The following is a 19568-nucleotide window of genomic DNA, read 5'->3' on the forward strand; positions in this document are numbered from 1 at the left end:
CGCCACCGCCCGCAGCCTTTACGGGCGCCCCCGGCCGGTGCAAGACTGCTCGGATGAACCTGCGCATCCAATCTGTCAGCGTCGACTCCACCGACCCCAAAGTGCCCGCCGATTTCTGGGAGAAGGCCCTGGGGTGGCGCCGCACCTACGAGGTGGACGACGAAATCGTACTGGAACCGCCCGCAGGCAGCCCGGCCGACGGTGTCAGCCCGGACCTGCTGTTCGTGAAGGTGCCCGAGGGGAAAGAGCTCAAGAACAGGCTGCACCTGGACCTGCGTCCGGATGACCAGGCCGAGGAAGTGCAGCGGCTGGAAGCCCTTGGCGCGTCGCGCATTTCTGTCGGGCAGGGGCCGGAGGTGACCTGGGTGGTCATGGCTGACCCGGACGGCAACGAGTTCTGTGTGCTGCGGGCGCTCCGGTCAGAAGAGCTCGAAGCCCAGGGACTGGTCCCCGGGTTTACCGAAACCCCGGGGAATGCCGCTGGCTAACGGTACGCGGTAACGAACGGCCTGTTGGTGGGCACGATCTGCTTGCCCAGCGGCATCAGGCTGACCGGGATGAGCTTGAGGTTGGCGATGGCCAGCGGGATGCCGATGATGGTGACCGCCATGGCAAAGGCTGTGACCACGTGGCCGATCGCGATCCATATGCCCGCCACCACGAGCCAGATGACGTTCCCCAGCAGCGGGAACACGCCCGTTCCGCCCGGCTTGTCCACCACCATGCGCCCGAACGGCCAGAGCGTGTACGCCGCGATGCGGAACGACGCGATGCCCCACGGGATGGTGACGATCAGCAGGCAGCAGATGATGCCCGCCAGGAAATAGCCGAGGGCAAGCCAGAGTCCACCGAATACAAGCCAGATGATGTTGAGCAGTGTCTTCATCTGTCCATTGTGCCCCGCGGGGTCTGACAAAAACGTAGGGGTCTGCCCTGATTAGCCCCTGAACTTGGGCCCTCAAACTGGACCGGACCTCAGCCTTTGGCGGCCTTCACAAAGGCGCGGATCTTCTCCAGGTCCTTCACTCCGCGGGAAATCTCGACGCCGGAGGAGACGTCCACGCCCCACGCGCCTGAGGCTGCAGTAGCGTGCGCCACGGTGTCTTGATCCAGCCCGCCGGCCAGAAGCCACTTGCGGTCCTGGAGCGCCGTCACGTCCACCATCGAGGCGTAGTCCCAAGCCTCTCCGGACCCGGGCACGGCGGCATCAATCAACAGGAGTTCCTCCCCCCAGTCGGCGAACGCGTCCGCAGTGGCTGCCATGGTGACCGCCCTGATCAGCTTCATGCCGGCGTCGTGCACTGTTGTGACGTCTTCCGGTGTAAGGTCCGCGTGGAGTTGGACCCACTCGAGTCCGGCGGAACGGGCGATGGCAATGGCATCGGCGACAGGTTCATGCCGGAAAACGCCGACGGCGGTCACGGTGGCTGGCACATCGGCCAGCAGCGCGGAAACCTGCGACGGCGAGACCACCCGCGGGCTGGCCGTCAGGACAAAGCCGACGGCGTCCGCCCCGGCCTCCACGGCTGCGCGGACTGATTCGGGCGTACTGAGACCACAGACTTTGACAAACATTTCCGGCTCCTTCAGGCTGTCTTCGCATAGTCCCCCGGAGGAGACTAACAGGCAAGTACCCTCCAGCCGCCACATGTCTGCCTCCGCCGGGCCGACAGTTCTGCCCAGCCCAGCGTAGAAAGCGTCCGCAAGCTCGGGCCCGAGGACGAACCGCTGGTGGCTGAGCCGCACCAGATCGTGCACCCACGGACGCGGTTCAGCCCGGCCAAAGTCGATGACCTTGATCTGGCCGTTGTCCTGCAGCCAGTTCCTTGGCTGGTAATCGCCGTGCGTTGCCACGAGCTGCACCGCGCCCGGCCGGAGGGCATCCAGCTCCTGCTCAAGGCTGTCGAGCTGCGATTCCGGCAGCAGCCCGTCGGCACGGCCCATCCACGCCCGGGTCTTTGCGGTGAGGGCCTTTGCGTAGGTGGACGAGTCCCCGGCGGGCCGGTGAATCCTCGCCAGCAGCGCCCCCGCCTGGCGGTACGTATCGGGATCGTCCTCGGCCGGTGTTCCCTCGACCAGGACCCCCGGCAGGAACTCCGTCACCAGGATCCCGGCCTCCGCCGAGGCATGCCGCAACGCCGGGACCCGGCCGTGGAGCCCGTCGAAACCGCCGGCATGGGCGGCGATCTCGCGGCGGATGTGGTGGCTTGTGGTGCTCGCCTTGACGATGAATTCCTCGCCCGACGGCGTGGCAATCTGCAGGACATTGGTGTCCTGGAGGGGCCAGGAGTAATCCTGCAGCACGCTGAATTCCCCAAGCCAGGCAGTCAGCAGCCGCCTTTGTTCCTCGGTGATCCCCTGGCGCATTTGCCCAGCATGCCACGCGTGGCGCGGACGCCGAAACACAGGAGGGGATGCCAAACAAACTAGGCTGGTCCGATGGAGATCATCCGCTTCGCAGAACTCAGGTCCGAACCGTGGCGCAACGGCGGCGGGGTGACCCGGGAGCTTGCCAGCCACCCGAAGGCCGCCTCGGCGCAGGACGGCGCCTGGGACTGGCGCGTCAGCATCGCCGACGTCAGCAAGGCCGGGGATTTCTCGGCGTTCCCGGGCATGGAACGTGTGCTGACCGTGATCGACGGCGAGCTGCTCCTTCTCACCGTGGACGGCGCAGAGCACCCGCTGGAAAAGTACCGGCCCTTCAGGTTCTCCGGCGAAGCCGCTGCGCACGGCGCCCTGCCCACGGGGGACATCCGCGACCTGAATGTCATCACCAGGACGGGCTCGTTCAAGGGTTTCACGTCCATCATCGAGCTCTCCAAGAAGCGCGCGCACCCGGTTTTTGAGGGCCAGCTCGCTGTGCTGCTGCAGGGCCAGGCCACTGTCAGCGCGGGCAACCTCAGCGTCAGCGCCGACGCCGCGGACGCCGAGCTGGGCACGGAACACGACGGCGACGAAGCCGCCCCCGCACCCGGGGAACCCGAGGCACTCAACCGCTATGACGCCGTCGTCGGCTCCGACAACCGGACCCCCGAAATCCTGGGCCGCGGCTTCCTGGCCGTGGTTTCGATCGACCGCGTGACGGCCTGATCCGGCGCTGGAGGCTAGCCTCGCCTTCGTTATCTGAGCCTTTCCACACTGGTCAGCGGCGTGCGGCGCTCCTAGACTCGGGCCTATGACCTCCACACCCTTTAACTCACTCCTGTCCACCCAGATCGGCAACGAGTTCGCGGCCTCGCAACAGTACGTTGCCGTGGCTACCTGGTTCGCCAACCAGGATCTCCCCCAGCTGGCCCGCTACTTCTACCGGCAGTCGGTGGAAGAGCGGAACCACGCCATGATGATGGTGCAGTACATGCTGGACCGCGACATCCCGTTCACCATCCCGGGCGTCCCCGACGTGCGCAACGACTTCGCCTCCGTGACCGAGCCGCTGGCCCTGGCGCTTGAGCAGGAGAAGGAAGTGACGGCCGCTATCGAGGCGCTGTTCCGTGCGGCCCGCACCGAGGACGACGCCCTGGGCGAGCAGTTCATGCTCTGGTTCCTCAAGGAGCAGGTGGAGGAGGTCGCCGCCATGACCACCCTCGTGAACATCGCCGAGCGCGCGGACAACCTGTTCGACATCGAGAACTTCATCGCCCGCGAAACCGTGGGCAACGGCGGCCGCGACTCGTCCGCACCGGAAACCGCCGGCGGCGCCCTCTAGTCACTGCTCCCCCTGACCCAACTAGGTAGCAGTAGATGTCGTTATGGGCGCTCATAACGACATCTACTGCTACCTACTTGGGCTGGAACCCCGGCGGTGAGGTTGGCCACCAACCCGGCCACCCGCCGTCGGGCGTTGCTATGCTGGAAACAAGGCTCCGCATAGGACCCTCCGGACGACGGTTCAGTACCCGGCACGCGACAAGACTGGCCAAAGGATCTGTCATGTCGTGGTTAATCCTCATTCTTTCCGGGGCGCTGGAAGCCGTCTGGGCCGCAGCTCTGCACCGGACATTCCGGGCATCCGGCCGGCGCCGGCTCGCGCCCGCCCTCCTCTTCCTGGTCTCCGTCCTCGCCAGCATGGCCGGCCTCGCCATCGCCATGCAGTCCATCCCCACCGGCACCGCCTACACCGTGTGGGTGGGCGTGGGCGTGGTGCTGACCTCGGCCTACGCGATCATCACCAAGGCGGAACGCCCGACGACGGCGCGCCTGCTGCTTCTCACCGGCATCACCGCGTGCGTGGTTGGCCTGAAGGTGGTGGCGTAATGAATAAGCGTTCCGCTGCCTGGCTAATGTTGCTCGCCTCGGCCGTGCTGGAAGCCGTCTGGGCCACCGCCCTGGGCTTGTCCGACGGCTTCACCCGCCCCGTGCCCACTCTTGTTTTCGGCGTAACGGCCACCCTGAGCATGATCGGCCTGGGCCTGGCCATCCGCAGCATTCCGCTCGGCACGGCCTACGCCGTCTGGGTGGGGATCGGAGCCGCCCTGACGGTGGGCTGGGCCATGGCCACCGGCGTCGAACCTTTCAGCGTGTTGAAGGTGCTGTTCATCGCCGGGATTGTGGGCTGCGCGGCGGGGCTGAAGGCCCTGCCTGCGCGCAGGAAAGCCGGGGAGTATCAGCGGCCGGTTTAGGCTTTTGCCATGGACTCCCCCGAGATAACGCAGGCTCTCGCCGCACTCAGACACAGGCTCGACGGCGGCCGGCGGATTGTTCTGGGCCTCACGGGCGCGCCCGGCTCCGGCAAGTCCACGTTCGCGGCCCGGCTGCAGCGGGAGTTCGGCGCCGACATCGCCGCCGTGGTGCCGATGGATGGCTTCCACCTGGGCAACGCGATCATCGACGGCACACCGCTGCGCCAGCGAAAAGGGGCAATGGACACGTTCGACGTCGGCGGGTACCTGTCGCTGTTGCAGCGGCTCGTGCGTCGGGATGAGGCAGTGGTGTACGCACCGGAGTTCCGGCGGACTTTGGACGAACCGGTGGCCGCATCGATCGCGGTCCCGGCCTCCGTGCCGCTGGTGATCACCGAGGGAAACTACCTTCTGGCGGAGACGCCTGAGTGGAAGCACGTCCGCGCGCAGCTGGATGAGGTCTGGTTCATGGATACCCCGCCCGCGCTGCGGCTGGCCAGGCTGGTGGACCGGCACGTGCAGTTCGGCATGGACCGGGCCGCGGCGGAGGCGTGGGCGGCGGGACCGGATGAGTCCAACGCCGTGGCGATCGAGGCCACGCGCCAGGCCGCCGACCGGATCATCCCGGGGACCAGGACACCGGCCAGGAATACTGGGGCAAGGGCCGGGGTTCTTGGCTGTGACACCCAGCCCACAAGGAATGGAACGCGCTCATGACTGCACCATCGGTACACCTCGGCGACGGCCTCACCGTCAGCCCCCTGGGATTCGGCGGAATGGCCCTCACCCCGGTCTACGGCGAGGTTGACCCGCACGATGCGCTCAAGACCCTGCACCATGCAGTGGATGCCGGCGTCAGCTTCATTGACACCGCGGACATCTACGGCGGAGGCAGCAACGAGGAACTGATCGCACAGCTGCTCAGGGACCGGCGGGGCGAGGTTCAGCTCGCCACCAAGTTTTCGCTGGTGGGCTCGCCGGCTGCTGGCTACACGGATGTCCGGGGAGATGCCGCCTATGTCCGGCAGGCCGTCGACGCCAGCCTGAAGCGGCTTGGCACGGACGTGATCGACCTCTACTACATGCACCGCCGTGACCTCCGCGTTCCGATTGTGGAAACCGTGGAGGCCATGGCGGGTCTGGTGCAGCAGGGCAAGGTCAAACATCTTGGCCTGTCAGAGGTGACCGCGCAGGAGCTGGCTGAAGCCCACTCCGTGCACCCCATCGCCGCGGTCCAAAGCGAATGGTCCATCTGGAGCCGCGACGTGGAACGCAACGTCGTTCCGGCCGCGGCCAGCCTGGGCGTGGGCTTTGTGCCGTATTCGCCACTGGGCCGGGGATTCCTCACCGGCACGGTGGACGCTTCCAGTTTGGGAGCCAACGACTTCCGACGCCGGATCCCGCGGTTCGCCGCGGACGCCTTTGACGCGAACCAGGGAGTCGTGGCGGCCGTGCGGACGGTCGCCGCCGAGCTGTCGGCAACACCCGCCCAGGTGGCACTCGCGTGGTTGCTCGAGCAGGGCAAACGGCTGGGACTGGCCGTGGTCCCCATCCCCGGCACGCGCAAAACGTACCGGATCGACGAAAACCTGGGCGCCCTGTCGTTGGACCTGACCCCGGCGCAACTGGACGCATTGGACCAGGCTGCGGACGCCGTCGTCGGCTCCCGCTCGGCGGACCCCAACTGGGTGTCCCAGGGGCGTGAATAGACTGAAGCCCATGGACACGCTGATTCATGACCTCCGCGACATCACCATCCGCAGCATCTCCGTCAGCGAGATGAACAACAACGTGTATCTGCTGACCGCCAAGGCCAGCGGCGCGCAGCTGTTGATTGATGCCGCGGACGACCTTCCGGCCATCGAGGCGATGCTAGCGGACTCGGCCGCGGATGCTGCGGCCACGCCCAAGCTGGTGCAGATTGCAACGACGCACCAGCATTGGGACCACGTCCGCGCCCTGCCGGCGTTGGTGGCGGCCACGGGTGCGCCAACCGTTGCCGGAAAGGACGACGCCGAGGCGTTGCCAGTACCGGTGGACCGGACCCTGGAGCACGGGGATACCTGCGCCGTGGGCGGTTTCGAGCTCACCGCCGTGCACCTGCGCGGCCATACCCCGGGATCCATCGCGTTTGTGTACCAGGACCCGGAAAGGCCGGCCCACATTTTCAGCGGGGATTCACTCTTCCCGGGCGGCGTGGGCAACACCCAGAAGGATCCCGCGCGGTTCACGTCGCTGCTCAACGACGTCACCGCGCGATTGTTCGAGGCCTACCCGGATGACACCGTGGTGCACCCGGGCCACGGCAGCCCCACCACGCTGGGTGCGGAACGCCCGCACCTGGAGGAGTGGCGCGCCCGCGGCTGGTAGGCCTTAACTCATCGAGTGCTCCGTAACTGCCGTTATGAACCTTCTAAACGGCGGTTACGGAGCACTCGATTGGTTATTAAGGTGGGCCCACGACCGCCGGGTTCCCTGACCGAGCTTGCGAGGTTAGGGAGCGGTTGGGGATTAGCGGCTGCGGCGCTCGTTCGAGGCCGGAGCCGACGCGCGGCGGGGACCGCTGCGTGCCGGACGGCCACTGCCGCCACCGTTGCCGCCACCGTTACCGGCGTACGAGCCACCGGACGTGCCGCCGGTGTTGGAGGACCAAACAGCCTTGTTGCCGGCGTTCCCGGCGTTTCCGCCGTTTCCACCGTTGCCCGAGGAGGCTCCGGCGCGCTGGCCGGATCCACCCTGGCCGGATCCACCCGAGCGGGCACCTACGCCGGCGCCTGCAGTGCGGGCCCCGGCTGCGCGCTGGCCCGTTGCCGGACGTCCGCCACGCTGTCCGCCGGTGGTAGCCGGACGGCCCGTGCCGCCACGGGGGGCATCGCTGCGGGTAACGCGTGATTCCGAACGGCCGTCTGAGCCGCGGCCGGCCGCTGCACGGCCACCTGCTGCGGGAACGTCGTTGCGGTGCGTGGAGGCTGTGGTTCCGCGGCCACGGGCGTTGCGGCGAGCAGCAGCTGCTGCAATGGCGCGGTCCTCGTTCTGCTCAGCTACACGGTCGAATGCTGCGCGTGCCTCGGTGCGGCCTTCGTAGGCAACGGCGCGGCGCTCGGCGCGGGGAAGATCCGTGCGGGGAGCTTCAGCGGAGACGCGTCCACGTCCACCTCGGCCGCCACGGCCACCAGCGGTGGGGCCTTCCTGGCTGCGCCGGGCGCGCTTGCGCTCGGCGTTGGCACCCGTGGAGGTGCCGCCACCCTGCTGTGCGGACTTCTTGGCGAGCAGGGCGGCGCGGGTACGCGGATCGATCTTGTCGGCCATTTCGCCCACGAGCTCAGCAACCAGCGGGGAGTTGGCGGTGACGCGCTCGAAGTTAACCTCGACGCCGGCAGCCTTCATCAGCTTCTTGACGTCGGACTGCTGCTCCGGGAGGGTCAGCGTGACAACGGTGCCATCCGAACCTGCACGGGCCGTACGGCCTGAGCGGTGGAGGTATGCCTTGTGCTCGGTGGGCGGATCCACGTGGATCACCAGTTCGACGTCGTCCACGTGGACGCCGCGGGCTGCGACGTCGGTGGCCACCAAGACGCGGACGTCACCGGAGGAAAACTCGGCCAGGTTGCGGTCACGGGCGTTCTGCGAGAGGTTGCCGTGCAGATCGACGGCGGGGATCCCGGCGTCGGTCAGGGTCTTGGCCAGCTTGCGGGCGTGGTGCTTGGTCCGCATAAAGAGGACGCGGCGGCCGGCGCCGGAGGCGAGCTCAACGATCAGCTGCTTCTTGACGGTCTGGTCGTTGACCACCAGGACGTGGTGCTCCATGGTGGTCACCGCGGCCTGCGGGTCGTCCACGGAGTGGGTCAGCGGGTTGGACAGGTAACGCTGGACGATCTTGTCCACGCCGTTGTCCAGGGTGGCGGAGAACAGCAGGCGCTGGCCCTGGCTGGGGGTCATGTCCATGAGCTTCTTGACCACCGGAAGGAAGCCGAGGTCGGCCATGTGGTCGGCCTCGTCCAGGACGGTGACCTCAACGGCTTCGAGGGTCAGGATGCGCTGGCGGATCAGGTCCTCCAGGCGGCCCGGGCAGGCGATGACAATGTCGACGCCGGCGCGCAGTGCCTTTTCCTGGCGGGCCTGGGAGATGCCGCCGTAGATCACGGTGGTGTTCAGGCCCATGGCCTTGGCCATCGGCTCGATGGTGGCGTTGATCTGGGTGGCCAGCTCGCGGGTCGGTGCGAGGACCAGGCCCATGGGGCGGCCGGGCTTGCGGAAGTGCTTGGCTTCCCGCTCAGCGAGTCGTGCTACAAGCGGGATGGCGAAAGCGATGGTCTTGCCGGAGCCGGTGCGGCCGCGGCCCAGGACGTCGCGTCCGGCCAGGGTGTCCGGGAGGGTCTTGACCTGGATGGGGAACGGCTCAACAATTCCCTGTGCGGTGAGGGTGTCGGCGAGTGCTTTGGGCGCGCCGAGGGCAGCAAAAGTAGTCATATATTTCAAGGTCTTTCAGGCGGTATCCGTGCGGATATCGGCCCCCGATGCCGGTTGGCTCAAGGGTTTCGCCGAAGAAAAGTCAGGTGATCAACCGTGCTGCTGCCCAATTCAGGGCGGCGGCTGGGACCAAATGGAACGCGTTCATCGACGCAGGATGTGCCTCTCACATGAAAAAACCCGCTTCCCAAAATCAAGGGACGAGCGGGCATCACTGCACATCAAGTCCCCTAAGCGTACCATCCCCGCGCCTGCAGCCCTGATTCCGGCTAGGTGGCGACCCGGACCGTTGCCTTCGGAGCCGGGCAAGGGCAGGCTTGAGTCATGACGGAACAGGGTGCGGACCACCACCACACAACGGACGACGGCGACACCCGCCTCAGTGACAAACCGCGGCGGAGTGCCGCCGAGGCGTGGGACGAAAGGTACCGGAGCAAGCCGAAGATCTGGAGCGGGAAGCCCAACCCGCAACTGGTCCGTGAAGGCGCGGGGCTGCGGCCGGGCAACGCCCTCGACCTTGGCTGCGGCGAAGGTGCCGATGCCATCTGGCTTGCCCAGCAGGGCTGGACCGTCACCGCCGTCGACGTTTCCGCCGTCGCACTGGAACGGGCAGCCACCCACGAGAAGGCTGCCCTGGACCGCGAAAGCGTGCACGCCCATGGAGCGGGCGAAATTCCCAGCCGCATCCACTGGGAACAGTGTGACCTGGAGGAGTGGCAACCCGCGGGAACGTATGATCTGGTGTCGTCCCAGTTCCTGCATTCCCCGCATCTGGCGTGGCAGGGCCCGCTGCGGACGGCGGCTGCGGCGGTCAAGCCGGGCGGCACGCTGCTGATCGTGGGCCATCATCCGGACCACCTGCCGCCGTGGGGAAACCACACCACGCCGGAGATGTTCTACACCCCGGCGCAGCTCGTGGCGGAGCTCGGCCTGGATTCGCCGGACTGGCAGCTGGAGGTCACCACCATTCGCGAGCGCTCGGCTTCGGGTCCGGACGGCGAGGAAGCCATCATCGGGGACACCGTCCTGCGCGCCACCCGGCTGGCCTGAGTCAGCGGGAAACCCGCGGCGCCACCGCAACCGCGGCGACGGCCACCACCGCCGTCAGTGCGAAGACCCCCGCGAACGATTCCGCCGTCGTCGTAAATGCCGCGAACACGATGCCCGTGGCGGCGAGCGCCAGCGCCCCGCCCAGGGAGTCCGAAATGGACATCGCCGAGCTGTTGAAGCCTTCGTTTTCCTTGGTGGACATGGCGAGCGTCATCACGCTGAGCCGCGGATACAGCAGCCCCATGCCGCCGCCGGCGAAGAGCCAGCCGGCAATCGCGACGGCGGCGGGCCAGTGGAGCGCCGTCGTCGCCAGCGCGAGGAGAATAGCTCCCAGCACCAGCGCTGCACCGATGCGCACCGCTGCCCGGTGCTGCAGCCGGGTACCCAGCCGGCCCTGGATGGCGGCAGCAGCCGCCCAGGACACCGCGCCTCCGGTGAGCGCCAACCCGGCGAACGTCGGCGGGAACTGGTACTCCTCGATCAGCAGGTACGGGAGGTACACCTCCGCCCCGAAAAAGGCCGCGCCGGCCAGCCCGCGGGTCAGGATCACGCTGGGCAGGCCGCGGCGGGCGAGCAGTGTTCCACGCGGTACCAGCGGCCGCACGGCTACGAGGGCAATCACGACGGCGGCCGCGGCCAGGAGTGCCGGGGCTGCGGGAATGCCCGCGATGGTGACTCCGGCGGAGAGGTTCAGGCCCAGCACAGCGAGCGCGGCGAGCGCCGCCCAGGCCAGCCGGCCCAGCGCCCAGGGCGGTACCGCGGCCTGCCCAGAAGGCCTGTCGATGCCGCGGAGCACCGGAACGATCATCACCACGGCGGGAACCACCAGCCCCACCACGCCCAGGAACACCCAGTGCCAGCTCAGGACTTCCGCCACGATGCCGGCCGCGAACGGGCCCACCAGGGACGGGATCACCCACGCGGCGGAGAAGGCGGCAAAGATCCCCGGGTGCAGGACCGCCGGGTAGACGCGTGCCACCACCACGTAGAGCGCAACCGTCAGCGCGCCGCCGCCAAGCCCCTGCACCAGGCGGCCGGCAACCAGCATGGGCATGGATACCGCCGTGCCCGCGATGATCAGGCCCAGCACGAACAACGCCACGGAGGCATAGAGCGGGACGGTTGGCCCGCGGCGGTCCGACCAGTTTCCGGCCGCCACCATGCCGATCACGCCCGTGGCCAGCGGACCGGCGAAGGCCAGCGCATACAGGCCGGCGCCGTCGAGCTCGCGGCTGACGACGGGCATGATGGTGGTCACCGCGAGCGATTCGAACGCCGCGAGGAACACCAGCGCACACGCGCCGATGGTCACCCACAGGTACGGCCGCTGCAGGATCCCGGCCGTGGCGGCGGAATGCGTGGCCGGCAGTGCGGGATCCTGCACGCTATTGGCCTGCGCGGTTCGAGTCGCCGATGTAGCGGTTCCGGCCCGCGCGGTAACCGAAGACCGCGGCCAGCGAACCGACCACCAGGAACAGCACCCCGGCGGCCGTGAACGATCCCGTGGCCTGGTGCAGCTGGCCCACCATCAGCGTGCCGGTGGAACCCAGCCCGTAACCCACGCCCTGCATCATCCCGGACAGGTGAGCGGCCGTGTGCCCATCGCGGGTCCGCAGCATGATCATAGTCAGGGCCACCGCGGTGAGGCTGCCCTGCCCCAGGCCGAGCAACCCGGTCCACACCCAGATGAGTTCCAGGGGTCCGAAGATGCTCAGCGCAAACCCGCCGCCGGTCATCAGCGCCACCACCACATTGATGGCCCGCTGGTCACGGAACCTCGCCGCCAGCGCGGGGGCGAACAGCGAGCCCATCATCTGGAGCACGATCGAAACAGAGACCATCAGGCCGGCCGTTCCGCCGTCCACGCCGCGTTCGCGCAGGATCGGTGCCAGCCAGGCAAAGACGCTGAAGGACATCATGGCCTGCAGCACCATAAAGATGGTCACCTGCCACGCCACCGCCGAACGCCACACGTTGACGCCGAGGTTGGCGGCCTGGTGCCGGACGGGGTGCTGGCGCAGTGCCACCGGAAGGAACAGCAAAAGTACGACGGCGGCAGGGACCGCCCAGAACCACAGCGCCGAGGTCCACTCCGCCGTCGCCGTGAAGACGGGGAAGGTAAAGCCGGCTCCGAGGGCGGCCGAGGCGCAGATCGCCGTGGTGTACAGCCCGCCCATGAGGCCCAGCCGGTGCGGGAAATCGCGCTTCACCAGCCCTGGCAGCAGCACGTTGCACAGGGCGATGGCGGCACCGCAGGCAGCCGTTCCCGCCAGCAAAGTGGGGAGGTGCCCGGCGCCGGGCACCAGGCCGCCGCTGTCCGCGGGCCGCAGCAGCAGCCCTCCCGTGAGCACTGCCATGGCCCCGAGCAGGACGCGTTCGGCGCCAAACCGGCGGGCCAGGACAGGGGCCAGCGGCGCGAAGACACCCAGGAGGGTGACGGGCACGGTGGTCAGCACCACGACAGCCCAGCCCGGCAGGCCGGCGTCGGACGTGATCTCCGGAAGAACCGCGGCGAAACTGGAGAAAACCGTGCGGAGGTTCAGCCCGATAAGCACCAGGCAGAGGCCCAGGTACACGAGCGCACGCCGGCTGCCCTGCGGGCTCTCCGGACCGCCGCCCGACTGGCCCGGAAGGCGCGTCGGGGCTGCCGGGGGGATGTCGTCGATTTCGGCGTCGATCAGCAGTCCAGGCACGTCAACGTTGTCAGCACGGGTCACGGGACCCATTCTGTCAGGCTTCGTTGCCAAGCCGAGTTATCCACATAGACCAGAAGGGGGCTGGTTGCCCGCCTGGAGTGACCCTACTTTGGGATCAGCCTGCGGTACCCAGCCACAACACTCGGGAGTAACCATGAGCCTCGCACCATTGCACGATCCGTCCATTGCGCCTTCCCCGGCCACGCCGAAGGCCCACGGCAGCGGCGAGGGCACAGCCAGCCTCGCTTTCAGCCTCATCGCCCCGGCGAGCATGTTTCTGACCGGGCCGTTCAGCCTAATGGCGGCCTTCTTTACGAGGCCTTCGGAGGGGCCTGGCCGGCTGGACTGGGTTGCACCGTTGGTGCTGTGGAGCTACCCGGCGCTGTTTGGCCTGCTCGCAATGACGCTCGGCGCTGTTTCGCTCCGCGTTTTTGTGCGTCGATCAAACGGTTGGCGCGCTGGGGTGGCTGCTTTGTGGATAACGGCGGCCGAGCTTGCAGTGGGCCTGGTGCTCGTGCTCAGGGACGGGGACTTAATGATCCTCTTCTGAGATTTCATGCCTGTCTCGCAGAGCGGCCGTTTCGAATTTCCATCTCGTCCGATTCTGAGCTCAGGTGACCGCCCAAGCTGTCGGCGCGGCCCCGGGTATTCTGGAAGGGATGAGCGAATCCCCAGAATCTCCCCAGCCTCCGCATGTCCCGCGCCCGGTGACGCCCGGAACCCAGGCGTCTTTCGGCACGTACGGCGGCAGGCCGGTGAGCTTTGTGCGCCGCGGCACCCGCCTTCAGGGGCGCCGCCAGACGGCGTGGGAAGAGCACTCGGACCGGTGGGCGCTGGACGTCCCCCGGCACGTTGCGAACACGTCGGTCCACCCGGACTACACGTTCGACGCTGAGGCCGAGTTCGGCCGCAAGGCACCGCTGATTGTGGAAATCGGTTCGGGGCTGGGCGATGCCATCTGCCACGCGGCCGAGGAAAACCCGGACACGGACTTCCTGGCCGTGGAGGTGTACACGCCGGGCCTGGCCAACACCATCATCAAGATCAACAGCCGCGGGCTGAATAACGTCCGAGTAGTGGAAGCCAACGCGCCCGAGGTCCTCGCCACCATGCTGCCCGCAGGTTCGGTCAGCGAACTGTGGGTATTTTTCCCCGATCCCTGGCACAAGTCACGGCACCACAAACGCCGCCTCATCCAGCCGGAGTTCGCCGAACTGGCAGCGCGGGCCCTGACGAAGGGCGGCCTGTGGCGGGTCGCCACGGACTGGTCCAACTACGCCGTCCACGTCCGCGACGTCTTGGCTGACTCGCCGGACTTCGAAAACCTCCACACCGGCGAGCGCCACGGGCCAGAAAGCCCGCTCACCCAGGTGTGGCAATCCGGCGTCGAAACCCTGGTGGGCGGCGCGCCCGTCCGCGAAGGCCGGGCGCCGGTGAGCACCGCGCACACCGGCCCCAACGAGGGCGTGGACGAAACAGGCGGCTGGGCGCCGCGCTTTGAAGGCCGGATCCGCACGAGTTTCGAGGCGAAGGCCCACGAGGCCGGGCGGCTGATCTTCGACCTCTGCTACCGCCGCCGCTGACCATCCAAATGTGGGTAGCACTAAGTGTCGCTTTGAGCGCTCATAACGGCAGTTAGCGCTACCCAGTTGGGGTCAGCTCACGCTGATGGCGGCGACGATCTCCTTGAGCATCCCCAGCCGCGGCTCGATCTCCGGGTTCACGTACGGCCAGATCACCACAACACCGATGAAACGGTTGTTCTCCCAGACACCCACAGTGGCCGCGACCCTCGCCTCGCCCGCGGGATCCGTGTATCCAACCACGACGGCGTACGAGGACTTACCGGGTACGTTCAGTTCGCCTTCGGTGAGGATGGTCCCGGCGCGGTCTTCAAGGTAGAAGCCTGACATCAGGTGTGCCCAGCCGTTGGCCTGAGCGGCTCCGGTCACGGAGGTGTCGTCCCTGATGACCGTTACCAGGACGCCGCCCAGCAGGCCATACTGTTCGGTGTTTGGCCCGGCGGCGGAGTCCGCCAGGACCTGGGTGTGCTCGGGGAAGTCTGCCGTGAACCCCAGCGGGGACTCGATATGAACGGACATGTTTGCTCCTTGGCGGTAAGTCTTGGCTGGGCTGGCTGGCACGTGCGGATCCGGCACGGGACGTCAGAGCTTCTCGAGCTTGGTGTCGTTCGGGACCTTATAGTACGTGGACACGTTGGTGGTTGCCTTGTTCTCCGTTTTGACCTCCACCTCGCCGGCCTTGAGGTCAATGCCGAACTCGTTGGACGCTGTCACCACGCTGTTCTGCTGGACGGTGGCGGAACCTGCCTCGTAGAGCTTGGCGGCGTCGTGGCCGGCAGCAACGGTGTCTCCCAACGCCACATTGCGCATGTAGCTGTCGATCACGGCCGCGTTCTCCGGCGAGTACTCAACATTGATCTTCACGGTTCCCTGCTGCCCTACCGTCACGCTGGACTCAGCCTTGGCGCCCTGGAGGTCGGGACCTGCACTGGCGCCCGCCGCAACTGTGCCCTCCATGGATAAGGCGATCGATTCCATGCTGCCGTTCTTATCCAGGTTCAGTTCCAGGCCGCCCTTGCCCGAGGCCTCGAACACCCTGCCGTCAAGGTCCAGTTTGCCCTGGGCCGACACCTCGGCGCTTGCGGTGGCGGTACCGTCCGTCAGGTTCCGCTCGTAGGCAAGATCCAGCTTCGCCGAGCCCGAAGCGGGGCCGGATTCACCCTCGGTTTCCAGGGAGAGGGTTCCCTTGGCTTTGTCGTCGTGGCCGGTGGAGCCGTTGCTGTCCGCAGCATCGTTGATGGTGTCAAGGATGTAGCCAGGCGGGTTGCCTGCCACATCCTTGATCTCACCGGCGCTGTCCGGCGGGAGATCCGTGTAAATCTGGTTGCGGGCGTCCATGGCCTCCTCCATGCTGCCGAATTTGTACTCGCGCGAGGCCTCCCCGTTCAGCGTGACCCCGGCCGTACCGGTGGTGTCGTTCACTCCCACGCCCACGTTTCCGTAGACCTTCAGGGTGGCCGAACCGTCTGCATTCTCTACGACGACGGTGCCTACCTCCGCGCCTGCGTGGAACCAGGCAACCCGGGCGTCAAGGGAGGCCTTGCCGGTCTCCGTGTACACGGGAGTTTCCGTCTTGGCGAGTTCCCGGAGGTGGGCACTTGCCTGATCCTGGGCGGACTGGGGAATACCGCCGTCCATCCTCATGAGGTCCTCGGCGAACGGGCCGTTCTCGTCTTCGCCTTCGATCAGGTATTTCCGGTCCTCCTGCGACAGGCTGGCCCACCACTTGGCCTGCTCCTCCGGGCTGGCCTTGAGCATGTCATCCAGGCCCTGTTGCAGCTCCTGGCGGTGGGCCTCAGCCGCTGCCGCCTTCGCTACCTGTTCCTCCAGCCAGTTCTGGGCGCGGGTGCCCAGGTCCTTGAGCCTGTCCAGGGCACTGGTCCCGCCACCGCCGCTGCCGCCACCGGTCTCGGCAGAGGACTTTTCCTGTTCGTTTGCGTGCTGCAGGAGCAGCTTGGAGTTGTGGCGGAGGCTGGATGCCACCCGCTCCAGGCTGGGACGGTGGTTGCCGGACCAGTCCTGCCGGAACAGCTCGCCGTCGGCGCCCTTCCATGGCGCGGACTGGATCTGGCCCTGCAGGGAGCTGGCCCGGCTGCTGAGCAGCGCTGCCGCCTTGTCAACGGCCTTCGCCAGCTCCCGCAGCTGGCTGACGTCCGCGCCGTAAAAAGTCATGGTGTCTCCCCCGAGAGAGTAAAAAGAGTTAGATCTATCGCCGGACATATCGTCGCACGGCGGTAAGCCCCCCGCGATGGGGAACACTCCCCATCGCGGGAGCCCCGAACCAGTCACCACGATCGGGCTAGTCCGGGCGCGCGGATCAGGACTGTTCGCGGCCCGCATGACGTGGCACGATGGGGCTTGTGCGGGGGCACACAAAATCTGCGCCGCCGCGGCGCTGGCCCGAAGGAACCGCCATCAAAAGAGAACTCAGGCAGGCCGCCGACACGGCGGAGGACGTCACCAACTCACGCGCCTTGGAGCTGCTGGCGAGGGTGGGTTTCGCGGTAAGCGGCCTCCTGCACTTCCTGGTGGGGGCCATCGCCATCCGCCTCGCCATGGGAGGCTCGGGAAGTGCCGACGTCAGCGGGGCTGTTTCCGAACTGGCCAGCCAGCCCGCTGGTCCCTTCCTCCTGTGGTCCAGCTTCGCCGCCTGCGCGGCGCTTGCCATCTGGCAGGCCAGCGACGCCGTCTTCGATTACAACCGGCTGCCCACCACGGAAAAGGCTCGTAAGAAGGCCAAAGCCGCAGCTCAGGCCGTGGTGTTCACCGGACTCTCCGTGACGCTTGCCAGCTTCGCCATGGGCACAGGGTCCGGAGGCGACAGCCAGCAATCCGCGAGCGACCTCACCGTCGCCGTGATAAAGGCCCCAGGCGGCGTAGTGCTGCTGGTCCTGGTGGGCCTGGGTGTTGCCATCACCGGGGCCTTCTACAGCATCCGCGGGATCATGAAGACCTTCGAGAAACACCTGACGATGCCCCCTTCCAGCTCTGCCCGGACGGCCGTCACGGTCCTGGGCGTGACCGGCTACGTCGCCAAGGGCATAGTCCTGCTGCTGACCGGGATGCTCATCACCATTGCCACCCTGCAGGCCCATCCGGATGAATCCACGGGCCTGGACGGTGGACTGAGGGCCCTGCGCGAACAGCCCTTCGGCGTGTACCTGCTGGCCGCCGTGGGCGCCGGCCTCATCTGCTACGGCGTGTTCATGGTGGTCCGGGCCCGCCTGGCCAAAATGTAGGGTTGGGCGCCGTCTCCGGGGCGCTGAATCTGCATCCATTGCTGAGCAGCGGCCCTTTTGAGCCCGGGTCAAAAGGGCCGGGGGCCCACGCCGGCAGGGTTCCCTTGCCGAGCTTGCGAGGCTAGGGGGCCGGTGGGGAGCAATCGATGGAGGGGCGCGGAATACCTGGACCCACCCGGCACACCCGGTCTCCGGTTAGGGTGGCCCCATGCCCCAGGTACGCGCCGAACGCCTCATCCGCCTCGATCCGGAGACAGTCTTTGCCCTCTCCCAGACCACCGGCGCGTTCCGGCTCAAGTGGGACCCGTTCATCTCGGCCCAAGGTTTCCTGAACAGCGCAACGTCCGCCGGAAAGGGCGTCCGGACACGGACCGTGTCCCGCCTGGGCTTGGTGATGGTGAGCGAATACGTTTCCTATGCGCCACCCAGGAACGTGGGCATGACCATGGTGTCCGGACCGTGGTTCTTCGGGAATTTCGGTGGCGGCTGGCGTTTCACCGCGGACGACGGCGGCACCCGCGCCGTCTGGAAGTACACCTTTTCGTGCCGCCCGGCCTGGTTGCGGCCGGTGGCGGAGCGGATGGGCGCCTGGCTTTTGGGCCGTGAGATCACGAAGAGGATCGACGCGTTTGCCCGGGCCTGCGAGGATCCGGCCCTGGTGGCCGAGTTCCGCGCCCTCACGGCACCGTAATCACAGCCACGGTGTGCTGGGTTTCGTCCCGCAGTTCCAGGCTGGCGATGCTGGCCAGCTGAACGGGCGTGGCGCCCATGACCTTCACCCTCCCGCTGGGCGTGGCGGTCCAGGCGCACGCCCGGTCCTCGCCGCCGTCGCGGTCCCGGATCCACAGCGAGAGCGTCCCGTCCAGCGGCAGTTTGCTGCCGTTCACGGCCAGCTCGGTGCCCCACGCCTTCCGGGCGAGGTCGATGCTGAACTGCAGGCCGTTGCCGGACTGGACCGAGTAGCTGGCGTCCGGCGCCGGCGGCCGGCTCAGCAGCGGGGCCGCGGCCAGGCCCAAGGCGAGGCACGCGGCGGCGACGGCGCCCACCAGCGCTGCCCACCGCCGTCGTAATTTACGACGCCGGGCGGCCAGTTCATCGAGGACCCTGCGGGACACTGAGCTGGCCGGCTCAGCGGCCACCCCGGGGCGGGCGGTCCCGGTCAGCGCCACCGCGTCCGGGACGGGAAGCGCGTCAAGCAGGGCCGGCAGGCTTTCGAGCTCGGCGAGTTCGGTCCGGCAGTCCGCGCAGCCTTCGAGGTGGGCTTCGAAGCGCTGCGAATCCGCAGGGTCAAGCCCGCCGAGCACGTACGCGCCCAGCAGGTGGTGCAGCTCGGAGGCGTTCACCGTTCCACCCCCATTTCGTCCAGGATGGTCCGCAGCGCCCTGACTGCGTAGTACGCGCGGGACTTCACGGTTCCGCTGGGAATGTTCAGCTGCACGGCGGCCTCGGTGACGGTGAAACGGCGGTAGTGGAGGGCCACGAGGACCTCCCGGTGTTCGGTGCTGAGCCGGAGCAGCGCCTCTTCCATCAGCACGCGGTTGAGGAGTTCATCCACGCGTTCCACGGCTTCGGCGGGATCGGCGAGTTCGCGTTCCATCACTTCGGCGGGGCGCCTTTGGGCTTTGCGGTAGTTGTCGATCATGATGTTCCGCGCGGTCCGGAACAGGTAGCTGCGCAGGCTTCCGGTGATGTCCGGGGCCTGCTGCCAGACGCGCAGCACGGTCTCCTGGACCACGTCCTCGGCCAGCTGCGGGTCCCGCGAGGCACTGAGCACAAAACGGCGCAGGGCGGAGCCGTGTTCGCGGTAGATCGCGGCCACCACGTCCTCGTCCAGCGGCATGCCGCCCTCCCGTCCCTGATCCAGTCCGCGGTTACAACCGCGTGCCACGGCTACGCATCCACAGTTGCGCC

At 67.5% G+C, this 19568-nt stretch carries 22 protein-coding genes, 1 pseudogene and 1 riboswitch; of the genes and pseudogenes, 13 read left to right on the forward strand and 10 right to left on the reverse strand.

Annotated elements, in window-relative coordinates; all coding sequences use genetic code 11:
* Nucleotides 1–53 precede the first annotated feature (53 nt).
* A complete protein-coding gene (locus AC3IT0_RS20595; protein WP_489321500.1) occupies nt 54–488 on the forward strand; it encodes a VOC family protein in 435 nt (144 codons plus the stop codon).
* Here AC3IT0_RS20595 and AC3IT0_RS20600 read toward each other — a convergent pair.
* The 3 genes and pseudogenes from AC3IT0_RS20600 to AC3IT0_RS20610 form a co-directional block, all read right to left on the reverse strand.
* Nucleotides 485–886: a YccF domain-containing protein gene (locus tag AC3IT0_RS20600; RefSeq protein WP_489321501.1), complete on the reverse strand. Its 402-nt coding sequence runs from the start codon at nt 884–886 to the stop codon at nt 485–487. The two genes, AC3IT0_RS20595 and AC3IT0_RS20600, sit on opposite strands and share 4 nt — an antisense overlap.
* An 89-nt stretch (nt 887–975) precedes the next feature.
* Nucleotides 976–1575, reverse strand: a complete 600-nt coding sequence (locus AC3IT0_RS20605; protein ID WP_489323856.1) for a phosphoribosylanthranilate isomerase — start codon at nt 1573–1575, stop codon at nt 976–978.
* Between the two features lie 138 nt (nt 1576–1713).
* Nucleotides 1714–2367: pseudogene (locus AC3IT0_RS20610) on the reverse strand (aminoglycoside phosphotransferase family protein); the annotation flags it as partial.
* Nucleotides 2368–2439: 72 nt separating this feature from the next.
* Here AC3IT0_RS20610 and AC3IT0_RS20615 point away from each other — a divergent pair.
* The 7 genes from AC3IT0_RS20615 to AC3IT0_RS20645 all read left to right on the forward strand — a co-directional run bounded on the left by AC3IT0_RS20615 (nt 2440) and on the right by AC3IT0_RS20645 (nt 6989).
* On the forward strand, nt 2440–3090 hold the full coding sequence (locus AC3IT0_RS20615) for a HutD/Ves family protein (RefSeq protein ID WP_489321502.1): 651 nt from the start codon (nt 2440–2442) through the stop codon (nt 3088–3090).
* Nucleotides 3091–3175: 85 nt separating this feature from the next.
* The gene (locus AC3IT0_RS20620; RefSeq protein WP_489321503.1) at nt 3176–3706 is read left to right on the forward strand and encodes a ferritin; all 531 of its coding nucleotides are present in this window, start codon (nt 3176–3178) and stop codon (nt 3704–3706) included.
* Between the two features lie 149 nt (nt 3707–3855).
* Nucleotides 3856–3921, forward strand: a riboswitch (guanidine-III (ykkC-III) riboswitch).
* 9 nt (nt 3922–3930) lie between these two features.
* Complete coding sequence (locus AC3IT0_RS20625) at nt 3931–4254, forward strand: DMT family transporter (RefSeq protein WP_489321504.1); 324 nt, start codon at nt 3931–3933, stop codon at nt 4252–4254.
* The gene (locus AC3IT0_RS20630) at nt 4254–4619 is read left to right on the forward strand and encodes a DMT family transporter (protein ID WP_489321505.1); all 366 of its coding nucleotides are present in this window, start codon (nt 4254–4256) and stop codon (nt 4617–4619) included. The genes AC3IT0_RS20625 and AC3IT0_RS20630 overlap by 1 nt, the downstream gene beginning before the upstream one ends.
* 9 nt (nt 4620–4628) lie before the next feature.
* The gene (locus AC3IT0_RS20635) at nt 4629–5336 is read left to right on the forward strand and encodes a nucleoside/nucleotide kinase family protein (protein WP_489321506.1); all 708 of its coding nucleotides are present in this window, start codon (nt 4629–4631) and stop codon (nt 5334–5336) included.
* Nucleotides 5333–6328: an aldo/keto reductase gene (locus tag AC3IT0_RS20640; RefSeq protein WP_489321507.1), complete on the forward strand. Its 996-nt coding sequence runs from the start codon at nt 5333–5335 to the stop codon at nt 6326–6328. Before AC3IT0_RS20635 ends, AC3IT0_RS20640 begins: the two co-directional genes overlap by 4 nt.
* A gap of 10 nt (nt 6329–6338) precedes the next feature.
* Complete coding sequence (locus tag AC3IT0_RS20645; protein WP_489321508.1) at nt 6339–6989, forward strand: MBL fold metallo-hydrolase; 651 nt, start codon at nt 6339–6341, stop codon at nt 6987–6989.
* A gap of 141 nt (nt 6990–7130) precedes the next feature.
* Here the strand turns inward: AC3IT0_RS20645 and AC3IT0_RS20650 are convergent, their stop codons facing one another.
* On the reverse strand, nt 7131–9089 hold the full coding sequence (locus AC3IT0_RS20650; RefSeq protein ID WP_489321509.1) for a DEAD/DEAH box helicase: 1959 nt from the start codon (nt 9087–9089) through the stop codon (nt 7131–7133).
* 324 nt (nt 9090–9413) lie between these two features.
* On the opposite strand from AC3IT0_RS20650, the gene AC3IT0_RS20655 reads away from it, so the two are divergent.
* Nucleotides 9414–10139, forward strand: a complete 726-nt coding sequence (locus tag AC3IT0_RS20655; protein ID WP_489321510.1) for a class I SAM-dependent methyltransferase — start codon at nt 9414–9416, stop codon at nt 10137–10139.
* Nucleotide 10140: 1 nt separating this feature from the next.
* Here AC3IT0_RS20655 and AC3IT0_RS20660 read toward each other — a convergent pair whose 3' ends face one another.
* Both AC3IT0_RS20660 and AC3IT0_RS20665 read right to left on the reverse strand, forming a co-directional pair.
* Entirely contained in the window at nt 10141–11523 is a 1383-nt protein-coding gene (locus AC3IT0_RS20660; RefSeq protein ID WP_489321511.1) for an MFS transporter, read from the reverse strand.
* Nucleotide 11524: 1 nt separating this feature from the next.
* Nucleotides 11525–12865 (reverse strand): MFS transporter, encoded by a 1341-nt coding sequence (locus tag AC3IT0_RS20665; protein ID WP_489321512.1) that lies wholly within the window; start codon nt 12863–12865, stop codon nt 11525–11527.
* Nucleotides 12866–12989: 124 nt separating this feature from the next.
* Between AC3IT0_RS20665 and AC3IT0_RS20670 the strand changes: the two genes are divergently transcribed.
* Together AC3IT0_RS20670 and trmB are read left to right on the forward strand one after the other, a co-directional pair.
* On the forward strand, nt 12990–13385 hold the full coding sequence (locus tag AC3IT0_RS20670; RefSeq protein ID WP_489321513.1) for a hypothetical protein: 396 nt from the start codon (nt 12990–12992) through the stop codon (nt 13383–13385).
* Between the two features lie 109 nt (nt 13386–13494).
* Nucleotides 13495–14418, forward strand: coding sequence for a tRNA (guanosine(46)-N7)-methyltransferase TrmB (gene trmB, locus AC3IT0_RS20675; protein ID WP_489321514.1), 924 nt, complete (start codon nt 13495–13497; stop codon nt 14416–14418).
* 72 nt (nt 14419–14490) lie between these two features.
* On the opposite strand, the gene AC3IT0_RS20680 is transcribed toward trmB, so the two are convergent.
* Nucleotides 14491–14937 (reverse strand): hypothetical protein, encoded by a 447-nt coding sequence (locus tag AC3IT0_RS20680; RefSeq protein WP_489321515.1) that lies wholly within the window; start codon nt 14935–14937, stop codon nt 14491–14493.
* A 63-nt stretch (nt 14938–15000) separates the two neighbouring features.
* The gene (locus AC3IT0_RS20685; protein WP_489321516.1) at nt 15001–16590 is read right to left on the reverse strand and encodes a hypothetical protein; all 1590 of its coding nucleotides are present in this window, start codon (nt 16588–16590) and stop codon (nt 15001–15003) included.
* 179 nt (nt 16591–16769) lie between these two features.
* On the opposite strand from AC3IT0_RS20685, the gene AC3IT0_RS20690 reads away from it, so the two are divergent.
* The gene (locus tag AC3IT0_RS20690; protein ID WP_489321517.1) at nt 16770–17657 is read left to right on the forward strand and encodes a DUF1206 domain-containing protein; all 888 of its coding nucleotides are present in this window, start codon (nt 16770–16772) and stop codon (nt 17655–17657) included.
* A gap of 208 nt (nt 17658–17865) precedes the next feature.
* Nucleotides 17866–18348: a type II toxin-antitoxin system RatA family toxin gene (locus AC3IT0_RS20695; RefSeq protein WP_489321518.1), complete on the forward strand. Its 483-nt coding sequence runs from the start codon at nt 17866–17868 to the stop codon at nt 18346–18348.
* Here AC3IT0_RS20695 and AC3IT0_RS20700 read toward each other — a convergent pair.
* The gene (locus AC3IT0_RS20700) at nt 18335–19000 is read right to left on the reverse strand and encodes an anti-sigma factor family protein (protein ID WP_489321519.1); all 666 of its coding nucleotides are present in this window, start codon (nt 18998–19000) and stop codon (nt 18335–18337) included. The genes AC3IT0_RS20695 and AC3IT0_RS20700 overlap by 14 nt on opposite strands.
* On the reverse strand, nt 18997–19497 hold the full coding sequence (locus AC3IT0_RS20705) for a sigma-70 family RNA polymerase sigma factor (protein WP_489321520.1): 501 nt from the start codon (nt 19495–19497) through the stop codon (nt 18997–18999). The genes AC3IT0_RS20700 and AC3IT0_RS20705 overlap by 4 nt, the downstream gene beginning before the upstream one ends.
* Between the last annotated feature and the right edge of the window lie 71 nt (nt 19498–19568).

Source organism: Pseudarthrobacter sp. KH_020_B (assembly GCF_057840185.1).